Raw genomic sequence first — 18,211 nt, forward strand, 5'->3', positions numbered from 1 at the left:
TCACCTTTCTATTTTTAAAACTTAATATGTTGTGATAATTTTTGCATATAAAAGGAACGAATTAAAAGGAAAAAGAGAATTTCAACCGTTCCAAAAATCATAAGTACGACTGTAATTTCAGCGAAGAACGAGAGATTTAATATATCTTGTAGCATCTTTGTCGCAAACATCGTATGGATCGATGCCATAATGTATGGAACAAAGAATAAGATAGCAAGTTGAATTGTCGCTGAACGCTTCATCTCGGCTTCTGTTAAGCCGATTTTCGTAATCGTTATATACTTTTCTTGCTCAGTTGTTAAATCTGTATACATTCGGAAGTAAAGAACACTGCCAGCACCGATAAAGAAAATAACGCCAAGGAAAGTTCCGATTAAGAAAAAGGAAGCAACATTTAGTTTCGTGTTGTATAAAGAGTCACTTGCTTCACTTGCGTGGAACGGTGGATGTTCTGCTTGAATCGTCGCATTGTCGTTAGCGATTTTTGTTATAAATGCTGAACCAATATTATATGCTTTTTCCCAATCCAGAACTTTGAAGCTATATACACTCATTTGTTTCGAAATAGATGATAATGCTTCTATATTCTCATCAGATAGTACGATTAATTGAGGTACTAAGCCAATTGGGAACGGGCTATAACTTGTATAGTCTTTCACCTGCAATTGTAAAGAGTTTTGAGTAAGTGTAAGAGTGTTTTTCTTTTCCTTATTATGAAGCGTTCCAATGACTTGAGCATCTAAATCTTTAATTAAGATATAAGACTCGTCTTTATTCACTGTGAGAGTTTCCCAATTTAATGCCTTAGCCAGTATATTATAGTCACTTTGTTTAATGGCATAATAGAGCTGCGGGCTTTCTTCCGCCGAAGATACTTCATATATATCCGTTTTAAATTTTGTATAAGTAAAGTGCTCTTCATTAAATTTTTGCTCTAACCAGTTTAAATGTTGATCAGCTAACGTATTTTCAGTATGAGATAAATACGTAAACGGGAAAGGGTTTTGCCTAATTTCCTCAAACTTTGTAAATTTCCCGAACCCATATAAGAATGTAATCATTGTAAAAGCGAGCGTTGATAGCATCGCTACAATAAAGAGCATGTTAATATTCGTTCGAATACGAGTTGCTAAATCGGAAATCCAAAGCATATTAATACGTTTCATATAAAATTTTCTTCTTGTCTTTAATATGCGAATGAGCAAGAAGCTAATTTGTGAGAAGAAGAAGTATGTTCCGGCTGCAATAAGCGATGGAATGACAAATATACTAGAGACGACATACAAAAGCCCAATGATGTCACCTAACGACATAAAATACAGAGGATTTGCGGCTAACGCATACCCAGATATTAAACATATCGCACCGAATAAAGAAACGAGTACGGATGCTTTTTTTTCTTTATGTTGTTTTCCTGATTTTAAAAGTCGTACAGCTTTTCTCGTACGGATGAGCATTGGTGTAAAGGAAGATACCAGAATAAAGAGACCGAGAAAGGTTATAGTCGTTAAAACAATGGCACTTGTCGGCCAATATAAATATAAACCAGGTACATGTGTAATTTTGGCGGTAACTAATAAAAAGAACTGTGAAAAGACAAGTCCGAGTTGAATGCCAAAAAATATAGAAAGAATACCAATTAACATATTTTCTAAAAAGACGAGCCTTTTTAATTGTTGTTGAGAGATGCCAAGTACTGTTAAAATTCCAAACTGTTTTTTTCGTACTTTTAAAAACGTACCAATCGAATATAGTAAAAAGAAAAATGAAAAAAACGCAATGACAACTTCTGAAATTGTCATTAATATGTTCAGAGCATAATTCACGTCTGTCATATGCAATTTAGGATGAAATAAATAAACTGCAAATGAGAAAAAAATAGCAATGGAAAACGCACTGCTTACAAAATAGGCGAAATAAGCTCTGGCGTTCCGTGTTACGTTTTTAAAGGCAAACTGCCAAAATGTCATTCACCTGAACCTCCTAATAGAGTGAAGCGGAAAAGGATATAAGAGATACCCTTTTCCTGTACTAATATATTCATAAAACTTAACCATTCGTATACTCTGATAACTTTTGCATGTAAAAGGAACGAATGAATAAGAAAAAGACGATTTCAACTATGCCAAAAATAATAAGAACGGCTGAAATTTCTTTGAATAGTGATAAATCAATTACATCTTGAAGCATTTTTGTTGCGAACATTGTATGAATGGATGCCATAACATATGGAACGAAAAATAAAATGCTAAGTTGAATGGTTGCAGATCGTTTCATCTCTGCATTTGTTACACCAATTTTTGAAATTGCTACATATTTTTCTTGTTCGTTTGTTAAATCTGTATACATTCTGAAGTAAAGAACGCTACCTGCTCCAATAAAGAAAATGACACCTAAGAATGTCCCGATTAGGAAGTATGCAGCACTTCCTGATGTGATTCTATATAATGAGTCTGCTGATTCATAGGAGCGTATAAGGGGGCCTTCGTATTGGAATTCCTGTCGATCTTTTTGTATTTTTTTCATAAAATCATTAGCAATTTCATACGTCTTTTCCCAGTTTTGTACGTTATAATTGTACGCTGATACATGCTTTGTTGTACTTGGTAAGTTGTTTACAACAACATCAGGTAAAATTAAAGTTTGATATGAAAAGTTAGATGGAATGGCCCCTGCTTGTTCATAGCCCTTTACTTGTAATATCGTATTTGTGCTAGAAAGTGTAATGGATTTTCTATTGAAGCTTGGATCAAATTGGCCGAATAAGGTGAAATAAGCGCTGCCGCTTAAGACATATGCTTCGTTATCGCTCATGAATAGTTGTTTCATTCGCAGGGAAGCTGCAAGTTTATTATAGTCACTTTGTTTCATTGCATAGACGTCATTGTAAGTCGTTATACCTGCATCTTCTTTCAGTGGTGTTTCATATAAATCAGCTTCTATCTTTTTATAAGAGAAATTTTCTTTTTGTAACTGCTGTTCAAGCCAAGTTAAATGCTTGTTAGCAAAAGGATTTGCGTCATATGAAAAATAAGAAAATGGAAAAGGTGAACTTCTCGTAACATCTAGCTTTGTAAACTTTCCAAATCCATATAGAAATGTAATCATTGTGAAGGCTACTGTAGATAGCATCGCTACAATAAAAAGCATATTAATATTTGTTCGAATACGACTTGCTAAATCAGAAATCCAAAGCATATTAATCCGTTTCATATAAAAACTTCTTCTTTTCTTTAAAATATAAATAAGTAAGAAACTAATTTGAGAAAAGAAAAAATATGTCCCAATTGTAACAAGTGCTGGAATCACAAAAATACTTGAAACCATATATATAACGCCTACTTGCGGGTTTACTGAGAAGAAATATTTAGGATTTACAGCTAAAATATAACCACCTAATAAACAGATAGCACCAAACAGAGAAATTAATATGGATGGTTTTCTTTCTTTTTGTTTTACATTGTTTGTTTTTAAAAGGTGCAATGCTTTTTTTGTTCGAATAAGCATTGGTGTGAATGCAGATACAGCGATAAAGAGACCAAGAAACACAATCGTTGTTAAAATGAAAGCATTCGTAGGTATATATAAATATATCCCTGGTACGTGTGTAATTTTCGCCGTTACTAATAAGAAAAATTGCGAAAAGACAAGCCCAAACTGCATACCAAAAAAGATAGATAAAATACCAATTAACATATTTTCCGTAAAAACGAGACGATGTAATTGCTTTTTCGATATACCTAAAACGGTTAAAATACCAAATTGTTTTTTACGAACTTTTAAAAACGATCCGATTGAATATAGTAAAAAGAAGAAAGAGAACAGTACAATGACAACTTCTGAAAAAATCATTAATCCTGAAATTTCAGAGATCATACTGAAATTTTGTAATTTCGGATGAAATAAATAAACAGCAAACGAAAAGAAAACAGCAATGGAAAAGGAACTGCTTAAAAAATAGGCAAAATAAGCTCTTGAGTTGCGCGTTACATTTTTAAAAGCAAATTGCCAAAATGTCATAATATGTACCTCCCGTTAGAAGGCCAATATGCAGTTTTATTGCAAAAAATGTATGAGAGTATATTCTCATACATTTTGCTAGCATATGTTCCAATCATGCTTTGGTCACCTTCTCCGTATTTTCTGCTTGATTGTTTGCAGCGTTGTGGAAGATGATTTTAATCGTCGTTCCTTTACCAACTTCAGAGTCTAGTTTTACAGAATGACCTAAATAATCACAAATTTTACTTACGATATAAAGTCCCATACCAGTAGATTCTCCGAATGTACGACCATTTTTCCCAGTGTAAAATGGTTCAAATACTCTTCGAACATCTTCTTGCGGAATACCAACGCCCTCATCACGAACTTCCAAAATGATATCTTTTCCATTTCGATAAGCTGATAAGAAAACTTTCTTTCCGCGTTCACCAGAATAACGAACAGCATTTGTCATTAACTGATAAATGATGAACTTTAGCCATTTCGCATCAGAAGCAACTTTTAAATCTGAATGAACTTCTAAAACAGGGAAGACCCCGTTTCGAATGAATAGTTCTTTTAATCCGTTAATATTTTTTGTTACAGCATCTTTTAATGAAACGGTCTCAACATGGAAGTCTTCATGGAAGTTGTTTAACCTTGCCATGTATAAAGCCATATCGAGTCCTTGATTTAGTCGCTCTAATTCTTTTTTAAATTGCGGGATTAAATGTTCATCTTCCATTTCAAGCACCATAAGTTGCATAACAGAAACGGGCGTTTTCATTTGATGTACCCAGTGGTTAATAAATAATTGGTGTTCTTGCTGTTTTACTTCAAATGTTTGTAGGTCTTTTTGGAATAGACGATATTGCGTACGAACGAGCTCGTTTACACCGTGGGGCATAGGAGCAGTCGCTCTTTCAATAAACGCATCTTCCATTTTCTCTGGTGGTTCACTTAATCTGTGGTACATTCTACGATTACGAACGTAACGATAAGCGAGGAAACAGATGAATAAATATAAGCTTAAAACGATGAAGTAAAACTTATTATTTTGAAATCCATCTACTGCATCATAGAGAACGAAAATGATTCCGAAGTTTAATACATATAGTAGAAAAAATGCAAAATGATCACGTAAAAATAGCTTCATGCTTATTCACTCCAAGTTGTGTTAAAACGATATCCAAGTCCACGTACTGTTTCAATAGAGTTCTCAATACCAAGCTCATTAAACTTTTTACGAAGACGCGTAATGTTTACGTTTAATGTATTTTCTTCAACGAAGCTCTCATCATCCCAAAGGGCAGCTAATAAATCTTCACGGCTTGCTGTACGAGGGAATTTAGATAATAGCATTTCTGCTAAAATAGCTTCTTTCTTTGTTAAAAGAACTTGCTCAGATCCGAAATGAATTTCTGGACGTTCAGGGAATAGTTTTAAACCTTCTACTTCAACGATACGTTCAGAAATATTTGGTGCATAATCACCATAAATACGGCGTAATTGACCTTTAATTTTTGCCATTACAACGTCATAGTGGAACGGTTTCGTAATGTAATCATCCGCGCCACTTTCAATCGCCATAATTTGTTCCATTTCACCAGCACGAGCTGAAATGAAAATAATTGGACAAGTAGATTCATGACGGATTTGACGGCACCAGTAGAAACCATCGAATTTCGGTAAGTTTACATCAAGTAAAACAAGATGTGGTTTCACGGCGTTAAACGATTCCATAATATCATCGAAGTTCTCCGCAACAACAGCATCATAGCCATATTTTTGAATGTGAGATTGTAGTAATGATGAAATATTTGGATCGTCTTCAACGATTAAAATTTTATACATATGTATATTCCTCCTAAAAAAAACAATTGTAGCTATAGTGTACCATGTGTTTCTCGTCTTTTCATTATGTTGAAATGAGAGCTATATAAATATAAAGATTTTAAAAATAACATAAAACCTATCTTTTTAGGAGAGAGAGAGGATCCAGCCATGCATAGAAGCGGTCAGAGCCTTTTTTGCCCCGTACGAAGTAAAAACAAAGAAATCAAATGAATAGGGTTTCCTGTTTGTTATACATAGCATAGCTGTGGCGTATTTATAGGTCAAAAGTGGAAAAAGTAAAAAGGCTATGGATACAATTGACAATTACTGGTTTTTAATTTAATATTTAGATAAATATCTAAATGTCTAATTAGTGAAGGGAAGAAAGACATTGAATCAAGCATTCAAAGCATTAGCAGACCCAACAAGGCGAAAAATTTTAGATTTATTAAAAGAAGGCGATTTAACTGCTGGCGAAATTGCTGAACAGTTCAATATGACAAAGCCAAGTATTTCTCATCACCTAAATGCGCTTAAAAATGCTGAACTTATCCAAGATGAAAAGAAAGGGCAATTCGTTATGTACTCTTTAAACACAACTGTATTTCAAGATTTATTGACTTGGGTGTTTACGTTTACGAATAAGGGGGAAGAGGGGAAATGAGGAAGCATGTATTTCCATTATTATTAATTGTTTTAACGATTATTGCATGGTGCATCGCATGGCCGCATTTACCGGAAGAGGTTCCGAGCCATTGGAATGTTGCTGGTGAGGTAGATGGGCATATGTCAAAAATGGGGATGATGATTTTTGATATAGCAATTATGACTTTTATATATGCACTGGTGACTGTATTGCCTAAGATAGATCCGAGGTACGAGAACTACAAAAAATTTCCTAAAGCACTTGGAAGGATAAATGGAGCAATTTTATTTTTCTTATTTACTATTAATATGATGACACTAGCAAATGCTTTAGGATATAACATTCCAATTGGAATTGTTGTGAACATAATGGTTGGTATCCTTTTCGTTGTACTCGGCAATTATATGCAGCAATGTAAACCAAATTTCTTCATAGGTATTAAGACACCATGGACTTTAAGTAGTGAAAATGTATGGAGAAAAACACATCGATTAGGATCAAAGATTATGATGATTGGCGGTATTGTAATCATATTTTCCTCGTTTCTTCCGGGAATGTGGAAGATGATTTGTTTGTTAAGTGTTGTTGCTGTATTAGTTGTTGGTACGATGGGATATTCCTATGTTGCTTATAAAAAAGAGATAGGGGCTTAATAAAAAATTTATGGGGGAGAGAGGATGAAAAGACACGTATTACCATGGAGTTTAATTAGTGCAATTGCAATTGGGTGGTATATTGTATGGCCATATTTACCGGAACAAATTCCACGTCATTATAATGCTGCAGGAGTAGTAGATGGATATTTTTCTAAAGTGGAGGCAAGTTCTTTTTCGATAGGTAGTATGTTGGTGCTTTATATGATGTGGCTAGCTATTGGGTATGTTGATATAACGAAAGGCAAGTATAAACAGCAAGCTAAAGTCCTCACTGCAATTAACTATGCCATTCTTTTTATAGGATTCGGCTGTAACATATTTGCGTTATTAGCAGCGTCTAATTATATTGCTTCAGCTTCAATTGCATTTAATTTCGGACTTGGAACACTGTTTCTTGTACTCGGTAATTACATGCAACAAACGAAGCCGAACGGTTTAGTAGGCATTCGAATGGACTGGACATTAGAAAATCCTGTGGTTTGGAGAAAAACACATCGATTTGCTTCGAAGGTATTTGTAATAGGGGCACTCTGTATATATGCTGGTGCGTTACTTCCAGATCCATTCAATATTTTTATGGCAATTGGAATAATATTAGTATGCATCTTCATATCAACGATAAAGTCATATGTTATTTATAAAAAAGAAATGCAATTGTGAGCAATAAGCGTTTGAACTATACTAATCAAATTTTATCCCGCTATTTGCGAGCAGTAAGACTCCCACCTCAAAATTCAGCTGAAGAAAAGAAGTTAGGTAGGAGTCGGGCTACTCGTAAAAGTCCGATTGGTGAGGGCTAATAATCAGTGGGGATGGATAAAATCCCCACTGATTAAAGTTTCACTTTATATTTATAGTTTTTATGTGTTAACAGGTTCTAATACTCAGTGAGGATAACAAAAAACTTGCTGAGTAAAATTAAAGGCTTTTCAGTCTGAATATTTCGTTTTTTATTCGAGGGATGGTTTGGGGGAAATCACATGTTAGAAATTATAAATTTTAGCAAGACATACAAAGGTGGAAAAAAAGCAGTAGATCAGTTAAATATTACTGTTCAAGCAGGAGATATCTTTGGATTTATTGGGCATAACGGTGCGGGGAAGAGTACAACGATTAAGTCGTTAGTAGGAGTTATAGATTTTGAAGAGGGTGAAATTTTTGTTGATGGCCATTCAGTAAAAAAGGATCCGATTGCATGTAAGAAAGTAATGGCGTACATTCCTGATAATCCAGATTTATATGAGCAATTAACAGGAATTCAATATTTGAACTTTGTTGCGGATGTTTTTAAGGTGTCTGCAAAAGATCGGGAAAAGGAGATACAGAAGTATGGGGATGCTTTTGAGATTACACCTTACTTGGGAGACTTAATATCTTCTTATTCACATGGTATGAAACAAAAAGTGGCGATTATATCAGCGGTTTTGCATAAACCGAAATTATTAGTTTTAGATGAACCTTTCGTTGGTCTTGATCCAAAGGCAGCCGTAGTATTGAAAGGGATTATGAAAGAGCTTTGTGAAAAGGGAAGTGCGATTTTCTTTTCTACGCACGTTTTAGATGTGGCTGAGAAGTTATGTAATAAAATAGCGATGATTAATAGAGGGAAATTAGCACTTTCAGGGGAAGTGAATTCTTTAATAAAGGAAGGATCATTGGAAGAGCTCTTTATGAAGGAGCTTGCTAATGAATACTAATAGTCTAGGTCTTTTGAAAATCCGGTTGATAACGCAGCTCGGTTTAAATACTTTTAAATACGAAAAAGATAAGAAAAAGAAGCAGAATAAGATTTTACTGTCAGCATCTATTGCCTTAGTTGGTGTCATGTTAATGCTATATTGCGGAGCCTCAGCATATGGGTTGGTGAAACTAGGAATAAGTGAAATTATCCCAGTTTATGCATTAGTTATTAGCAGTGTATTGACGTTGTTTTTTACTATATTTAAGGCAAATGGAGAGATTTTTGCTTTTAAGGATTACGATTTTTTAATGTCATTACCGATTCGTGTAAGTACTGTTATTACAAGTAGGTTTTTGTATTTATATTTGCTGAATACGATCTTTTCAATCATAATCATGCTACCAATGGGAGTTGTTTATGGCATACATGAGAGGCCATCAGTTTCTTTTTACTTTATGTGGTTTATCAGTATGTTTATAGCATCTTTAATTCCAACAACAATAGCAGCGATCTTTGGAGCTGCTATTACGGCAATCGCTTCTAAATTTAAAAATACGAATAAAATAACTACGATTTTAAGTTTTATAGTAATGATTACATTCGGTTTCTTTATGCTAAAAAGCGGAAATGCTCAATATAGCCTTAATGATATGAACGGAATGGGTGCAATTGTTTCAGAGCAATTAACTAAAGTTTACCCATTAGCTAACATGTTTCAAAAAGCAATTGTTCATGCTGATCTTGTAGCTTTCATCCTATTCGTTGGGATATCGGTTATTTGGTATTATCTTTTTGTAAAAATACTTTCGTTAAAATATAAGCAAATAAACACAGGGATTACCACTTATCATATGCTTTCAAATTATGAGATTAATAGTATGAGAAAAGAAAGTGTATTGGCCGCATTGTATAAAAAAGAGATGAAGCGTTTCTTTTCTTCTACAGTGTATGTCATAAACAGTGGAATGGGAGTCGTGATGGCGCTAGCTTTCGCGCTAGCTTTCGCGCTAGCTATAGTTGTAGTAGGACCAAGTCAATTAATAGCGTATCCTGGAATTGAGACCCTGTTGCAAAAGATTGCTCCATTTGCTATTGCAGCAGCGATTTCGATGACATGTACAACATGTGTGTCATTGTCTTTAGAAGGAAAAAATGTATGGATTATTAAGTCGTTGCCTATAGCGCCAAAGATGATTTATGACAGTAAAATTCTTATGAATCTTTCATTGACTATACCTGCATCACTTATTAGTGCTGTATTACTAATAATAGGGTTAAAACTAGATGTTTGGAGTTCTCTTTTAATCGTAATAACACCGATGACATATTCATTCTTTTCGGCAGTATGGGGGATTTTTATTAATAATCGATTTGGTTATTATGATTGGGTATCAGAAACTCAAATAGTAAAACAAAGCATAGGATCGTTTGTCGGTATGTTTGGTGGCTTAATTAAGGCTGTTATACCTGCCTTGTTAATTGGTACTGCTACGATCTCGAACTACAGAGTATTTACTTTTGTAGTTGTTATAGTGCTTGCGATTATTACTCTTTTCTTGTATAAGAACGAGTCGAGAAGAAGTATAAAATAAAAAGCTGCTTTTCCTTTAAAGAGGAAGAGCAGCTTTTGTTTTGAAAAAGTTTAGGCCTTTATATTATTTTTTAAAAACAGGTACCCATATCTCGCTTCTGAAATTCGGCGAAGATACGTCTTTACTTTCATTCCACAATATTTCCGGTCCTTCCGCTAATTCATAGTTTGAAGAAGGGAACCATTCAGAATAAATACGTCCCCATACATTTTGTAATGCATCAGGAAATGGACCGACAGCTTCAAATATAGCCCATGTTGAAGCTGCGATTTCAAGTTGTTTGAATTGATTTGGACAATCTTTTGTCGTAGTTACTCCAATATAGTGATCGAGTTCTCCTTTTTCCTCCATTCTTCCTTCAGAAAAATTCGTAGAAGCACTAATAATTCCTGTAGGTTCAATATTTGAAAGGGACTTTAATGTTTCGGTTGATTGGCTGTCTAAACTTTTCCACATAGAAGCAATTTCTTCGTTTACACCGTTAAAAACAATCGGTACTCGTTTTTGTATACCAATGATTCGAAATGGATCTTTTTCTTCAATTCGATAGTTCATTGCATTTCCTCCTTGAATGGATAGTTGGAAGGTCATTGGTGAATAAGCTTTCAAAGAACGAATTGTACTTCGAGCTTCTGAAGGCGTTATTCCGTGCAAATTTTGAAATGCACGTGTAAAAGAATCTGGTGAGTTGTATCCATATTTTATAGCGACATCAATGACTTTTGCATTGCTATCTTTTAGTTCAAAGGCAGCAAGAGTAAGACGTCTACAGCGAATATATTCTGATAGTGATATGCCAGCTAAAAAAGAAAACATTCTTTTGAAATGATATTCGGAGCAGAAAGCTATTTTTGCGACTTCTTTAAAATCAATTTCATGTGTAAGGTTTTCCTCAATATACCGCATTGCCGCATTCATATTTTTAAGTGAATCCATACTATGACCTCCTTTGTATATAGAATAGCAAGAATGAAATAGCTCCATCCGACATTTCGTGCACAGCTTTGTAGGGTGCATTTTTAACCTTACAAAATTGTAATGTTCCTGTAAGGAGAATGAATGGATGGCATGATATCCCAATGCTATAGTAACAAAGTACTTTCATTCAGTAGGTTAAATTTTTATGTCTTTACTTATGTGCCTTACATAACTGTCATGTTTGTGTAAGAAACATCGATAGTGGCAAGAGTAGAGAGTGTATATAGTTGAAAATAGAGAATAGAAGAAATGAGGGATGTCGAGATGAAAACAGTGTTAGAAGCAAAAAATATTGAAAAAGTATATGACACAGGTGGGAATAAATTTGCAGCTTTAAAAGGTATTAACTTACAAGTAAAAGAAGGGGAGTTCGTTGGAATTATGGGGCCTTCTGGTTCTGGGAAGACGACTCTTTTAAATGTCCTTTCTACAATTGATAATGCGACGGACGGTGAGATTTTAATTGATGGAAAAGATATCGTGAAGATGAATGATGATAAGCTGGCGTTGTTCCGCCGTGATCATTTAGGTTTCATCTTCCAAGATTATAACTTATTAGATACGTTAACGGTAAAAGAAAACATTGCGTTACCTCTTGCGTTATCGAAGGTGAAAGCGAATGAGATTGATCGCCGCGTTCTTGAAATCTCAAAGAAATTCGGTATTGATCATATTTTAAGTCAGTTCCCATATCAAGTATCTGGTGGGCAGAAGCAGCGCTGCGCAGCATCGCGTGCGATCGTTACAAGTCCTAGTATGATATTTGGGGACGAGCCAACTGGAGCACTTGATTCAAAATCTGCAACAGATTTACTTGAAAGTATGAAGTCGTTAAATGAATATGATAACTCAACAATTTTAATGGTAACGCACGATGCTTTTGCGGCAAGTTACTGTAAACGAGTTATTTTCATTAAAGATGGTGAGTTATATAAAGAATTGCACCGCGGTGAATCAACACGTAAACAGTTCTTCCAAAAAGTCGTTGACGTAATGTCTTCCATTTCTGGAGGTATGGCTGATGACCTTATCTAGCATTGCCCTCCGCAACATACAGCGGAACTTTAAAGACTACTTTGTATATTTTGCATCTATGATATTTAGCATCGTCATCTATTTTACATTTAAGGCGTTGCAGTACAATTCACAAATGGAAAAAGCTGCGGAAGGTTCTAAAAAAATTAGCGGTGCGTTTCAAGTTTCAAGTGTCATGCTAATCATCTTCGTAGCGGTGTTCATTATATATTCGAACGGTTTCTTTACACGGAAGCGTAAAAAAGAAGTTGGGCTATATTCGTTACTAGGTATTCGAAAAAGACAGATCGGTAAAATGCTCTTTTATGAAAATATGTTAATGGGATTAATGTCTTTAATTATTGGGATTGCGATTGGTAGCGTTCTTTCAAAACTATTCCTTGAACTACTAGTAAGTATGATGGGGTTAAATTTAAATGTTCAGTTTGAAGTACCGATGGCTGCAATTGTTGATACAGCAATTATTTTCTTCGTGATTATATTGTATACATCACTTCAAGGATATCGTTTAATTTATCGATTCAAGCTAATTGAACTTTTCCGCGCAGAACGCGAAGGAGAAGCAATGCCAAAAGGATCTGTAATTATGGCGTTAATTTCAATTTTCTTAATCGGTTCAGGTTATTTCTTAGCATTAATGTTCATGAAGGCAGTTAAGTATGCAGACTTTATGGCAGTTGCACTTTATATTTTACTTGCGACAGTAGTAGGTACGTACTTACTATTTATGTTCTTTACAGTATTCGTATTAAAACGAGCAAGAAATAATAAATCATCGTTTTATAACGGTATGAATATGGTAACGACATCACAGCTACTATATCGTATTAAAGGGAATGCAAAGTCACTTGCAACAATTTCTATTTTAAGTGCGGTAACATTAACAGCAGTTGGTACATCAGTTACGATGTATTACAACACATTTACACAATCAAAAGCATTCGCACCATACAGCTATTCTTATGAGAAAAAAGATGCAGAACTAGATAAGAAAGTAAATACGATTTTTGCTGAAGAGAAAGAGAATCATCCTGTAAAAGATCAATTTGAAGTTGAGATGGTTCCTGTAAAAGGAAAGTTTGAAGGAGATAAAGTTGATTTCATCCTTAATATGAACTACAGTATCTCAGAGAAATATCAATTTATGTCTCAATCTGAATTTAATAAACTTGCTAAAAAAATCGATGCAGAAACAGTGAATGTAGCTGCTGGTGAAGCATTTATATATGATAGTTCTTATATTGAAGGGCATGAGTTTAGCCCTCAATATAAAGGAAATAAAGCGGTATTCCAAATTGGAAATGAAACGAGGAAATTAGCGATTCAAGGCGCAAATGATCATGCAATTACGAACTTAGGTGAACTAGTTGTTGTCGTTTCAGATGAAACATATGAACAAGCGAAGCAAGCATTTGGAACACGTGTTGTAAAAAATATTGATGTAAAAGATGAAAGAAACAGTAAAGTATTAACAGAAAAATTAACAAAAGTGATGCCAGCTGGTGAATCAGAAATGGTACCATCATTTAGAGATTTCTACACTGGTTTCCAAATGGGGCTTGAAGGAACTGGACTAATGATGTTCATCGGAATGTTCTTAGGACTTGTATTCTTACTAGCAACAGGTTCTATCATTTACTTTAAACAATTAACAGAAGCAAATGCTGATCGTGAGCGTTATGTTGTACTTCGTAAAGTCGGGGTAACGAAACAGGAAATGAAAAAAGCTATCGCAAAACAAGTAAGCTTTATCTTTGCGATTCCGTTAGTAATCGGAATTCTACACAGCTTGTTTGCATTAAAAGGTTTAGGGAACATACTACCGTTTGAAATTATGATTCCGCTCCTAATTAGTATCGGAGTATACGGTGTCATTTATATCGGATATTACTTCTTAACAGTTCGTTCTTATTATAAGATTGTGAGTGCGAAGTAATGAAAGAGTTGTTTTATCTTAGTAAAAAAGCATCCGACTAACATGTTAGTCGAATGCTTTTTTGTCTATACGTGAGCTTTATTTTCGTCCGAACTATCAAACATGTCCATTACTTTAAAAATACCTTCCAATAGCAAGGTACATAAAATAGCGAAAATTAATACGGCATGAGGTGATAATTCAACTGATGTGAAGTTAAGGTCTGCCAACCAAAAGTAACCTACATAAAAACTTAGAAATGTGCTAACAGCCGAAAGTGTAAATCCTAAAAATCCTAATTCTTCTAATTTTTCCTCAGATAATTTACATAAACGTAAAATAATAGAGAAGAGAATTCCTACTATGAAAAATCCAATACATAATGCGAATAATGATATTATGCTTGGATATTTAACTTCATCAGGTATCCACTTTTTCATTCCCACTATTAAAAATGTAGGGACAAGAATAGGTAATAAAAGTGGTAGCACTATTTGTATAGCTGCAAATAATGCATTTGATTTATTATCGTTTTGATTATTCATAAAGCCTCCAAAAATGATTTCTATACTAATTCCAAATATCTTAGAGGATTCTAACATAAAAATAGTAACTTCGCTATACAAAATCGGAGTAGGATCATGATCATTCATGGTAAATAAACAAGATGCCTTATTCGTATATGTTCGAGTCGTTTATGCTTGTAATTCAATTTTCATATCTGCTTATAGTAAATAAGGAGATTTCCTTCATCTTCATAAAATCTTAAGAAATCTCCTCAATTTTTATTAAGAAACGATAGTTATACTTAAACACAAGTTAAAAACTATTGAACGAATGGGGAGAGATTTACATGCAACTCATAACATTCTTACATGAATTTATTAAACACCCGAAACATACTGGTGCGATTGCGCCAAGTTCAAAAATATTAGCAAAGAAAATGGTAGATGTAATTGATTTTAATAGAGCGAAGTGCATTGTAGAATTAGGTCCTGGTACAGGAGTCTTTACGAAAGAAATTATGAAGCGAAAGAAGAAGGAGACAATATTTCTTCTTATCGAAATTAATGAAGTGTTTTTCAAAGAGCTAAAGAGAAAATTTAAAGATGAGCAGAATGTCATTGTTGTACATGGTTCAGCTGAAAATATAAAGACGTATATGGAAGAGCTCAATATAGAATGCATTGATTACGTCTTATCAGGATTGCCTTTCACATCTTTACCAGAAGAGGTTTCAAAACGCATTTTAAACAACGCAATGGAAGCGATACATGAGAGTGGTGAATTCATTACATTTCAATATTCACTTGTAAAAAAAGGATTTATACAGCATTTCTTCCCTGAAATTACACTAGAAAAAGTTTGGTTTAATTTCCCGCCAGCCTACGTCTTTAGCTGTAAAAAAGAGCTAAGGGGAGCATATGCATAATGGAGCTACATGAATTAATATCATACATTGAGCAGTATGGTTATTGGGCACTATTTTTTTGTTTATGGCTTGGTATTATCGGTATGCCGATTCCAGATGAAATGATTGTAATGAGTGGTGGATTTGTATCTTCATTAGGCGTATTAAGTGTCATTCCTGCGTTTTTATTAACATATTTAGGCGTTGTATCTGGGCTTTCTTTAGGTTACATACTAGGGAAAATATTTGGCATAAGAGTGCTTGAAAAATTGATGAAAAAGAAGAAGGCGAAGTACCTTTTAAAATCACAAGAGATAGTAGGGAAATATGGTCATTATGCATTAGTAATAAGTTATTTTATCCCCGTTGTGAGACATATCGTACCGTATTTAGTAGGAATGAATAACATGTCATTTAAAACGTATGCGATTTATTCATATGTAACAGGATTTGTTTGGACGTTAGTTTACTTTGTACTAGGCTCTATATTTGGAAAGCATATAGAAATGATAGTAACCCTTGTGACCGAGTATGGTATATATTTGGGTGGCATCGTTATCATAGTTTCTAGTATTTCTTATGTGTATATGCATAAGAAGAATGCAGTAGTGAGTGAAATAAAGCAACATTCATAGTTTGGTAAATGATGCTGGCAAGCTGTTTAATGTTTAAAATTCTTTCTGGTGCTTCAAAAGATATTATTCGCTATCAAATGCTTCGTAAAATTGGTGTGCGTTATGAGCTATTAACGAAATCAATTTATAAAGAGTTACTTTTAGTTTTCTTGTTCCCAGCGATCGTAGGTATAATGCACGTATTAGTCGGAATGAGCATGTTCTCGTTCTTAATAGATAATCCATATTTCCGTATTTGGCTGCCGATTATTATTTTCTTAGTCATTTATGTGTTTTATTATTTCATTACAGTTCAATTGTATAAAAAAATTGTTCTTCCGAAAGAAGTGTAGTATGTAGTGAGCAAGGGGGATGATGAATAGAGATAAATTTAGGGGAATATTATATGGAATTTATAGCGATGAAGAAGTTATAGAATGAAAGAAGCAGCTATTCTACGTAATAGCTGCTTCTTTCATTATTTATAATTAGGAAGCAACTTGTACTGTAGATAAGGAGAAATAAAATCCGCTATCTTTTCAGTATATAAAAGATAAAGAGGGAAAGGTATTATAACTTCTGTAGTAATCGTTCGCTGCTTTTCATGTCGCCTTTACACAACGGGCATTGCGGCTTATCTTCTAAAGAAAAGTTTTTACGCATCCATCCAAGGCAGTCGTCTGCTTCGCATTCCCACACAGCAATTGCTTCTGGTTCTTCTACAGGTTTATCATTTTTTCTCCAATACATGTGATCGCTCCTTTAAATTGAAAAGTTTTTTAGAAAAAACAAAAAAGGTTGTTAACGTTTTTGTTAACAACCTTTTATTTATTCATCATACTATATTTTTTTGAAAAATGCGAAGTTTAGTAATTATTAAAGTTATAGTGAAATAGTGATTATACAAACGCAGGATTATAAATCATCGTAAAGTGCCCTTGTAATAGTTCAATATGGCATGGTGTATGGAGCGAGCTTTCTCCGTCGGTATCTACTTCTTTTTCTTCTTCTGTTTCAATATGAATGGATTTCGCTTTTACGTGGAAGATGTCATTTTCATTTGTGTCTTCAAATAATTTCTTTCCGATATAATCTTTAAACGCCTGAATGCCTGTTGATTTTACGACGAAAATATCAAGTGTTCCGTCGTCACATTTTACGTTTGGGATAAAGGACGGGATACCGCCAAGATATTCGCCGTTTCCAACCATAACAAGTACAGCTTCGTCTTCATATACTTGTCCGTCGTAAGTGATTTTTACTGGGAATGGTTCAGCGTTTTTTACAGTTCGAATGGTGCTTAAATAGTAACCGATTTTACCAAGCTTTGCTTTTTCTTCTGCATCAATATTGTTTGATACTTCAGAGACGAGTCCAATACCCCAGAAGTTTAAAAAGTGTTGTCCATTTGCTTTTGCGACATCAATTGGTTTTACATGTCCTTTTGTAATGAGCTTTGCTGCTTCTGCAATATTTTGCGGAACACCAAGTGTGCGAGAGAAGTCGTTGCAAGTTCCGCCTGGAATGATTGCAAGTGTAGGTCTAGTTTCAAGAGGGGCTAAGCCATTTGTGCATTCAAATACAGTTCCGTCACCACCAAAGACGATAATTAAATCTACTTTACTAGCAAACTCCTGACAATATTTTGTTGCATCACCTTGTTGCTTCGTATGAAGGATATGTAAGTCAGGAAAAGCTGCGGCAAGTGGTGGTACGATTTTCGTTAAGTTTGCATGTAAATCACCTTGTCCTGCTTTCGGATTTACGATGAGGAGTACTTTTTCAAATTTTGTCTTTGTCATTTTTATTCTCTCCCTTTGTCTTTTACGAATCGTGATAGAAAATAAACTTCCATCAATAATTGAT

The 18,211-nt window shown here is 34.3% G+C and carries 17 protein-coding genes and 1 pseudogene; 10 read left to right on the forward strand and 8 right to left on the reverse strand.

All coding sequences use genetic code 11. The annotated features are described in order from the left end of the window. Positions 1–14: 14 nt before the first annotated feature. The 4 genes from JTF23_RS11630 to JTF23_RS11645 all read right to left on the reverse strand — a co-directional run bounded on the left by JTF23_RS11630 (position 15) and on the right by JTF23_RS11645 (position 5,835). The gene (locus JTF23_RS11630) at positions 15–1,970 is read right to left on the reverse strand and encodes an FtsX-like permease family protein (RefSeq protein ID WP_204208803.1); all 1,956 of its coding nucleotides are present in this window, start codon (positions 1,968–1,970) and stop codon (positions 15–17) included. Between the two features lie 79 nt (positions 1,971–2,049). Continuing rightward, on the reverse strand, positions 2,050–4,020 hold the full coding sequence (locus tag JTF23_RS11635; protein WP_204208804.1) for an FtsX-like permease family protein: 1,971 nt from the start codon (positions 4,018–4,020) through the stop codon (positions 2,050–2,052). 94 nt (positions 4,021–4,114) lie between these two features. Continuing rightward, on the reverse strand, positions 4,115–5,137 hold the full coding sequence (locus tag JTF23_RS11640) for a sensor histidine kinase (protein ID WP_002034498.1): 1,023 nt from the start codon (positions 5,135–5,137) through the stop codon (positions 4,115–4,117). Positions 5,138–5,139: 2 nt separating this feature from the next. Beyond that, complete coding sequence (locus JTF23_RS11645) at positions 5,140–5,835, reverse strand: response regulator transcription factor (protein WP_002034497.1); 696 nt, start codon at positions 5,833–5,835, stop codon at positions 5,140–5,142. Positions 5,836–6,208: 373 nt separating this feature from the next. On the opposite strand from JTF23_RS11645, the gene JTF23_RS11650 reads away from it, so the two are divergent. From JTF23_RS11650 to JTF23_RS11670, 5 genes are all read left to right on the forward strand, one after another. After that, on the forward strand, positions 6,209–6,481 hold the full coding sequence (locus JTF23_RS11650) for an autorepressor SdpR family transcription factor (RefSeq protein WP_002129626.1): 273 nt from the start codon (positions 6,209–6,211) through the stop codon (positions 6,479–6,481). After that, positions 6,478–7,116: an SdpI family protein gene (locus JTF23_RS11655; RefSeq protein WP_204208805.1), complete on the forward strand. Its 639-nt coding sequence runs from the start codon at positions 6,478–6,480 to the stop codon at positions 7,114–7,116. Before JTF23_RS11650 ends, JTF23_RS11655 begins: the two co-directional genes overlap by 4 nt. 24 nt (positions 7,117–7,140) lie before the next feature. Then, a complete protein-coding gene (locus tag JTF23_RS11660) occupies positions 7,141–7,779 on the forward strand; it encodes an SdpI family protein (protein WP_204208806.1) in 639 nt (212 codons plus the stop codon). A 320-nt stretch (positions 7,780–8,099) separates the two neighbouring features. After that, on the forward strand, positions 8,100–8,816 hold the full coding sequence (locus JTF23_RS11665) for an ABC transporter ATP-binding protein (protein WP_016106475.1): 717 nt from the start codon (positions 8,100–8,102) through the stop codon (positions 8,814–8,816). Beyond that, on the forward strand, positions 8,806–10,392 hold the full coding sequence (locus JTF23_RS11670; RefSeq protein WP_204208807.1) for a putative ABC transporter permease subunit: 1,587 nt from the start codon (positions 8,806–8,808) through the stop codon (positions 10,390–10,392). Before JTF23_RS11665 ends, JTF23_RS11670 begins: the two co-directional genes overlap by 11 nt. 63 nt (positions 10,393–10,455) lie before the next feature. On the opposite strand, the gene JTF23_RS11675 is transcribed toward JTF23_RS11670, so the two are convergent. Beyond that, a complete protein-coding gene (locus JTF23_RS11675; protein ID WP_204208808.1) occupies positions 10,456–11,328 on the reverse strand; it encodes an AraC family transcriptional regulator in 873 nt (290 codons plus the stop codon). A gap of 306 nt (positions 11,329–11,634) precedes the next feature. On the opposite strand from JTF23_RS11675, the gene JTF23_RS11680 reads away from it, so the two are divergent. Beyond that, the gene (locus tag JTF23_RS11680) at positions 11,635–12,405 is read left to right on the forward strand and encodes an ABC transporter ATP-binding protein (RefSeq protein WP_002067765.1); all 771 of its coding nucleotides are present in this window, start codon (positions 11,635–11,637) and stop codon (positions 12,403–12,405) included. Further along, positions 12,392–14,341 (forward strand): ABC transporter permease, encoded by a 1,950-nt coding sequence (locus tag JTF23_RS11685; RefSeq protein WP_204208809.1) that lies wholly within the window; start codon positions 12,392–12,394, stop codon positions 14,339–14,341. The genes JTF23_RS11680 and JTF23_RS11685 overlap by 14 nt, the downstream gene beginning before the upstream one ends. Positions 14,342–14,406: 65 nt before the next feature. Here JTF23_RS11685 and JTF23_RS11690 read toward each other — a convergent pair whose 3' ends face one another. Then, positions 14,407–14,865, reverse strand: coding sequence for an epimerase (locus JTF23_RS11690; RefSeq protein ID WP_252188009.1), 459 nt, complete (start codon positions 14,863–14,865; stop codon positions 14,407–14,409). A 308-nt stretch (positions 14,866–15,173) separates the two neighbouring features. On the opposite strand from JTF23_RS11690, the gene JTF23_RS11695 reads away from it, so the two are divergent. The 3 genes and pseudogenes from JTF23_RS11695 to JTF23_RS11705 all read left to right on the forward strand — a co-directional run. After that, positions 15,174–15,752, forward strand: a complete 579-nt coding sequence (locus tag JTF23_RS11695) for a class I SAM-dependent methyltransferase (RefSeq protein WP_002123387.1) — start codon at positions 15,174–15,176, stop codon at positions 15,750–15,752. Then, positions 15,752–16,366, forward strand: coding sequence for a DedA family protein (locus tag JTF23_RS11700; protein ID WP_016106471.1), 615 nt, complete (start codon positions 15,752–15,754; stop codon positions 16,364–16,366). Before JTF23_RS11695 ends, JTF23_RS11700 begins: the two co-directional genes overlap by 1 nt. 11 nt (positions 16,367–16,377) lie before the next feature. Next, positions 16,378–16,698: pseudogene (locus JTF23_RS11705) on the forward strand (ABC transporter permease); the annotation flags it as partial. Between the two features lie 217 nt (positions 16,699–16,915). Here the strand turns inward: JTF23_RS11705 and JTF23_RS11710 are convergent. Together JTF23_RS11710 and JTF23_RS11715 are read right to left on the reverse strand one after the other, a co-directional pair. Continuing rightward, a complete protein-coding gene (locus JTF23_RS11710) occupies positions 16,916–17,095 on the reverse strand; it encodes a cold-inducible protein YdjO-related protein (protein ID WP_002067775.1) in 180 nt (59 codons plus the stop codon). Between the two features lie 149 nt (positions 17,096–17,244). Further along, entirely contained in the window at positions 17,245–18,147 is a 903-nt protein-coding gene (locus tag JTF23_RS11715) for a diacylglycerol/lipid kinase family protein (RefSeq protein WP_204208810.1), read from the reverse strand. Between the last annotated feature and the right edge of the window lie 64 nt (positions 18,148–18,211).

This window comes from Bacillus sp. RIT 809 (assembly GCF_016892495.1).
Lineage (GTDB): Bacteria > Bacillota > Bacilli > Bacillales > Bacillaceae_G > Bacillus_A > Bacillus_A cereus_U.

Excerpts from the sequence above, each read along its gene's own strand:
- JTF23_RS11680 (WP_002067765.1), top strand. The coding sequence starts at position 11,635 with ATGAAAACAGTGTTAGAAGCAAAAAATATTGAAAAAGTATATGACACA.
- JTF23_RS11635 (WP_204208804.1), bottom strand. The coding sequence starts at position 4,020 with ATGACATTTTGGCAATTTGCTTTTAAAAATGTAACGCGCAACTCAAGA.
- JTF23_RS11665 (WP_016106475.1), top strand. The coding sequence starts at position 8,100 with ATGTTAGAAATTATAAATTTTAGCAAGACATACAAAGGTGGAAAAAAA.
- JTF23_RS11640 (WP_002034498.1), bottom strand. The coding sequence starts at position 5,137 with ATGAAGCTATTTTTACGTGATCATTTTGCATTTTTTCTACTATATGTA.
- JTF23_RS11655 (WP_204208805.1), top strand. The coding sequence starts at position 6,478 with ATGAGGAAGCATGTATTTCCATTATTATTAATTGTTTTAACGATTATT.
- JTF23_RS11630 (WP_204208803.1), bottom strand. The coding sequence starts at position 1,970 with ATGACATTTTGGCAGTTTGCCTTTAAAAACGTAACACGGAACGCCAGA.
- JTF23_RS11685 (WP_204208809.1), top strand. The coding sequence starts at position 12,392 with ATGACCTTATCTAGCATTGCCCTCCGCAACATACAGCGGAACTTTAAA.
- JTF23_RS11670 (WP_204208807.1), top strand. The coding sequence starts at position 8,806 with ATGAATACTAATAGTCTAGGTCTTTTGAAAATCCGGTTGATAACGCAG.
- JTF23_RS11710 (WP_002067775.1), bottom strand. The coding sequence starts at position 17,095 with ATGTATTGGAGAAAAAATGATAAACCTGTAGAAGAACCAGAAGCAATT.
- JTF23_RS11695 (WP_002123387.1), top strand. The coding sequence starts at position 15,174 with ATGCAACTCATAACATTCTTACATGAATTTATTAAACACCCGAAACAT.
- JTF23_RS11660 (WP_204208806.1), top strand. The coding sequence starts at position 7,141 with ATGAAAAGACACGTATTACCATGGAGTTTAATTAGTGCAATTGCAATT.
- JTF23_RS11700 (WP_016106471.1), top strand. The coding sequence starts at position 15,752 with ATGGAGCTACATGAATTAATATCATACATTGAGCAGTATGGTTATTGG.
- JTF23_RS11715 (WP_204208810.1), bottom strand. The coding sequence starts at position 18,147 with ATGACAAAGACAAAATTTGAAAAAGTACTCCTCATCGTAAATCCGAAA.
- JTF23_RS11690 (WP_252188009.1), bottom strand. The coding sequence starts at position 14,865 with ATGAATAATCAAAACGATAATAAATCAAATGCATTATTTGCAGCTATA.
- JTF23_RS11675 (WP_204208808.1), bottom strand. The coding sequence starts at position 11,328 with ATGGATTCACTTAAAAATATGAATGCGGCAATGCGGTATATTGAGGAA.
- JTF23_RS11645 (WP_002034497.1), bottom strand. The coding sequence starts at position 5,835 with ATGTATAAAATTTTAATCGTTGAAGACGATCCAAATATTTCATCATTA.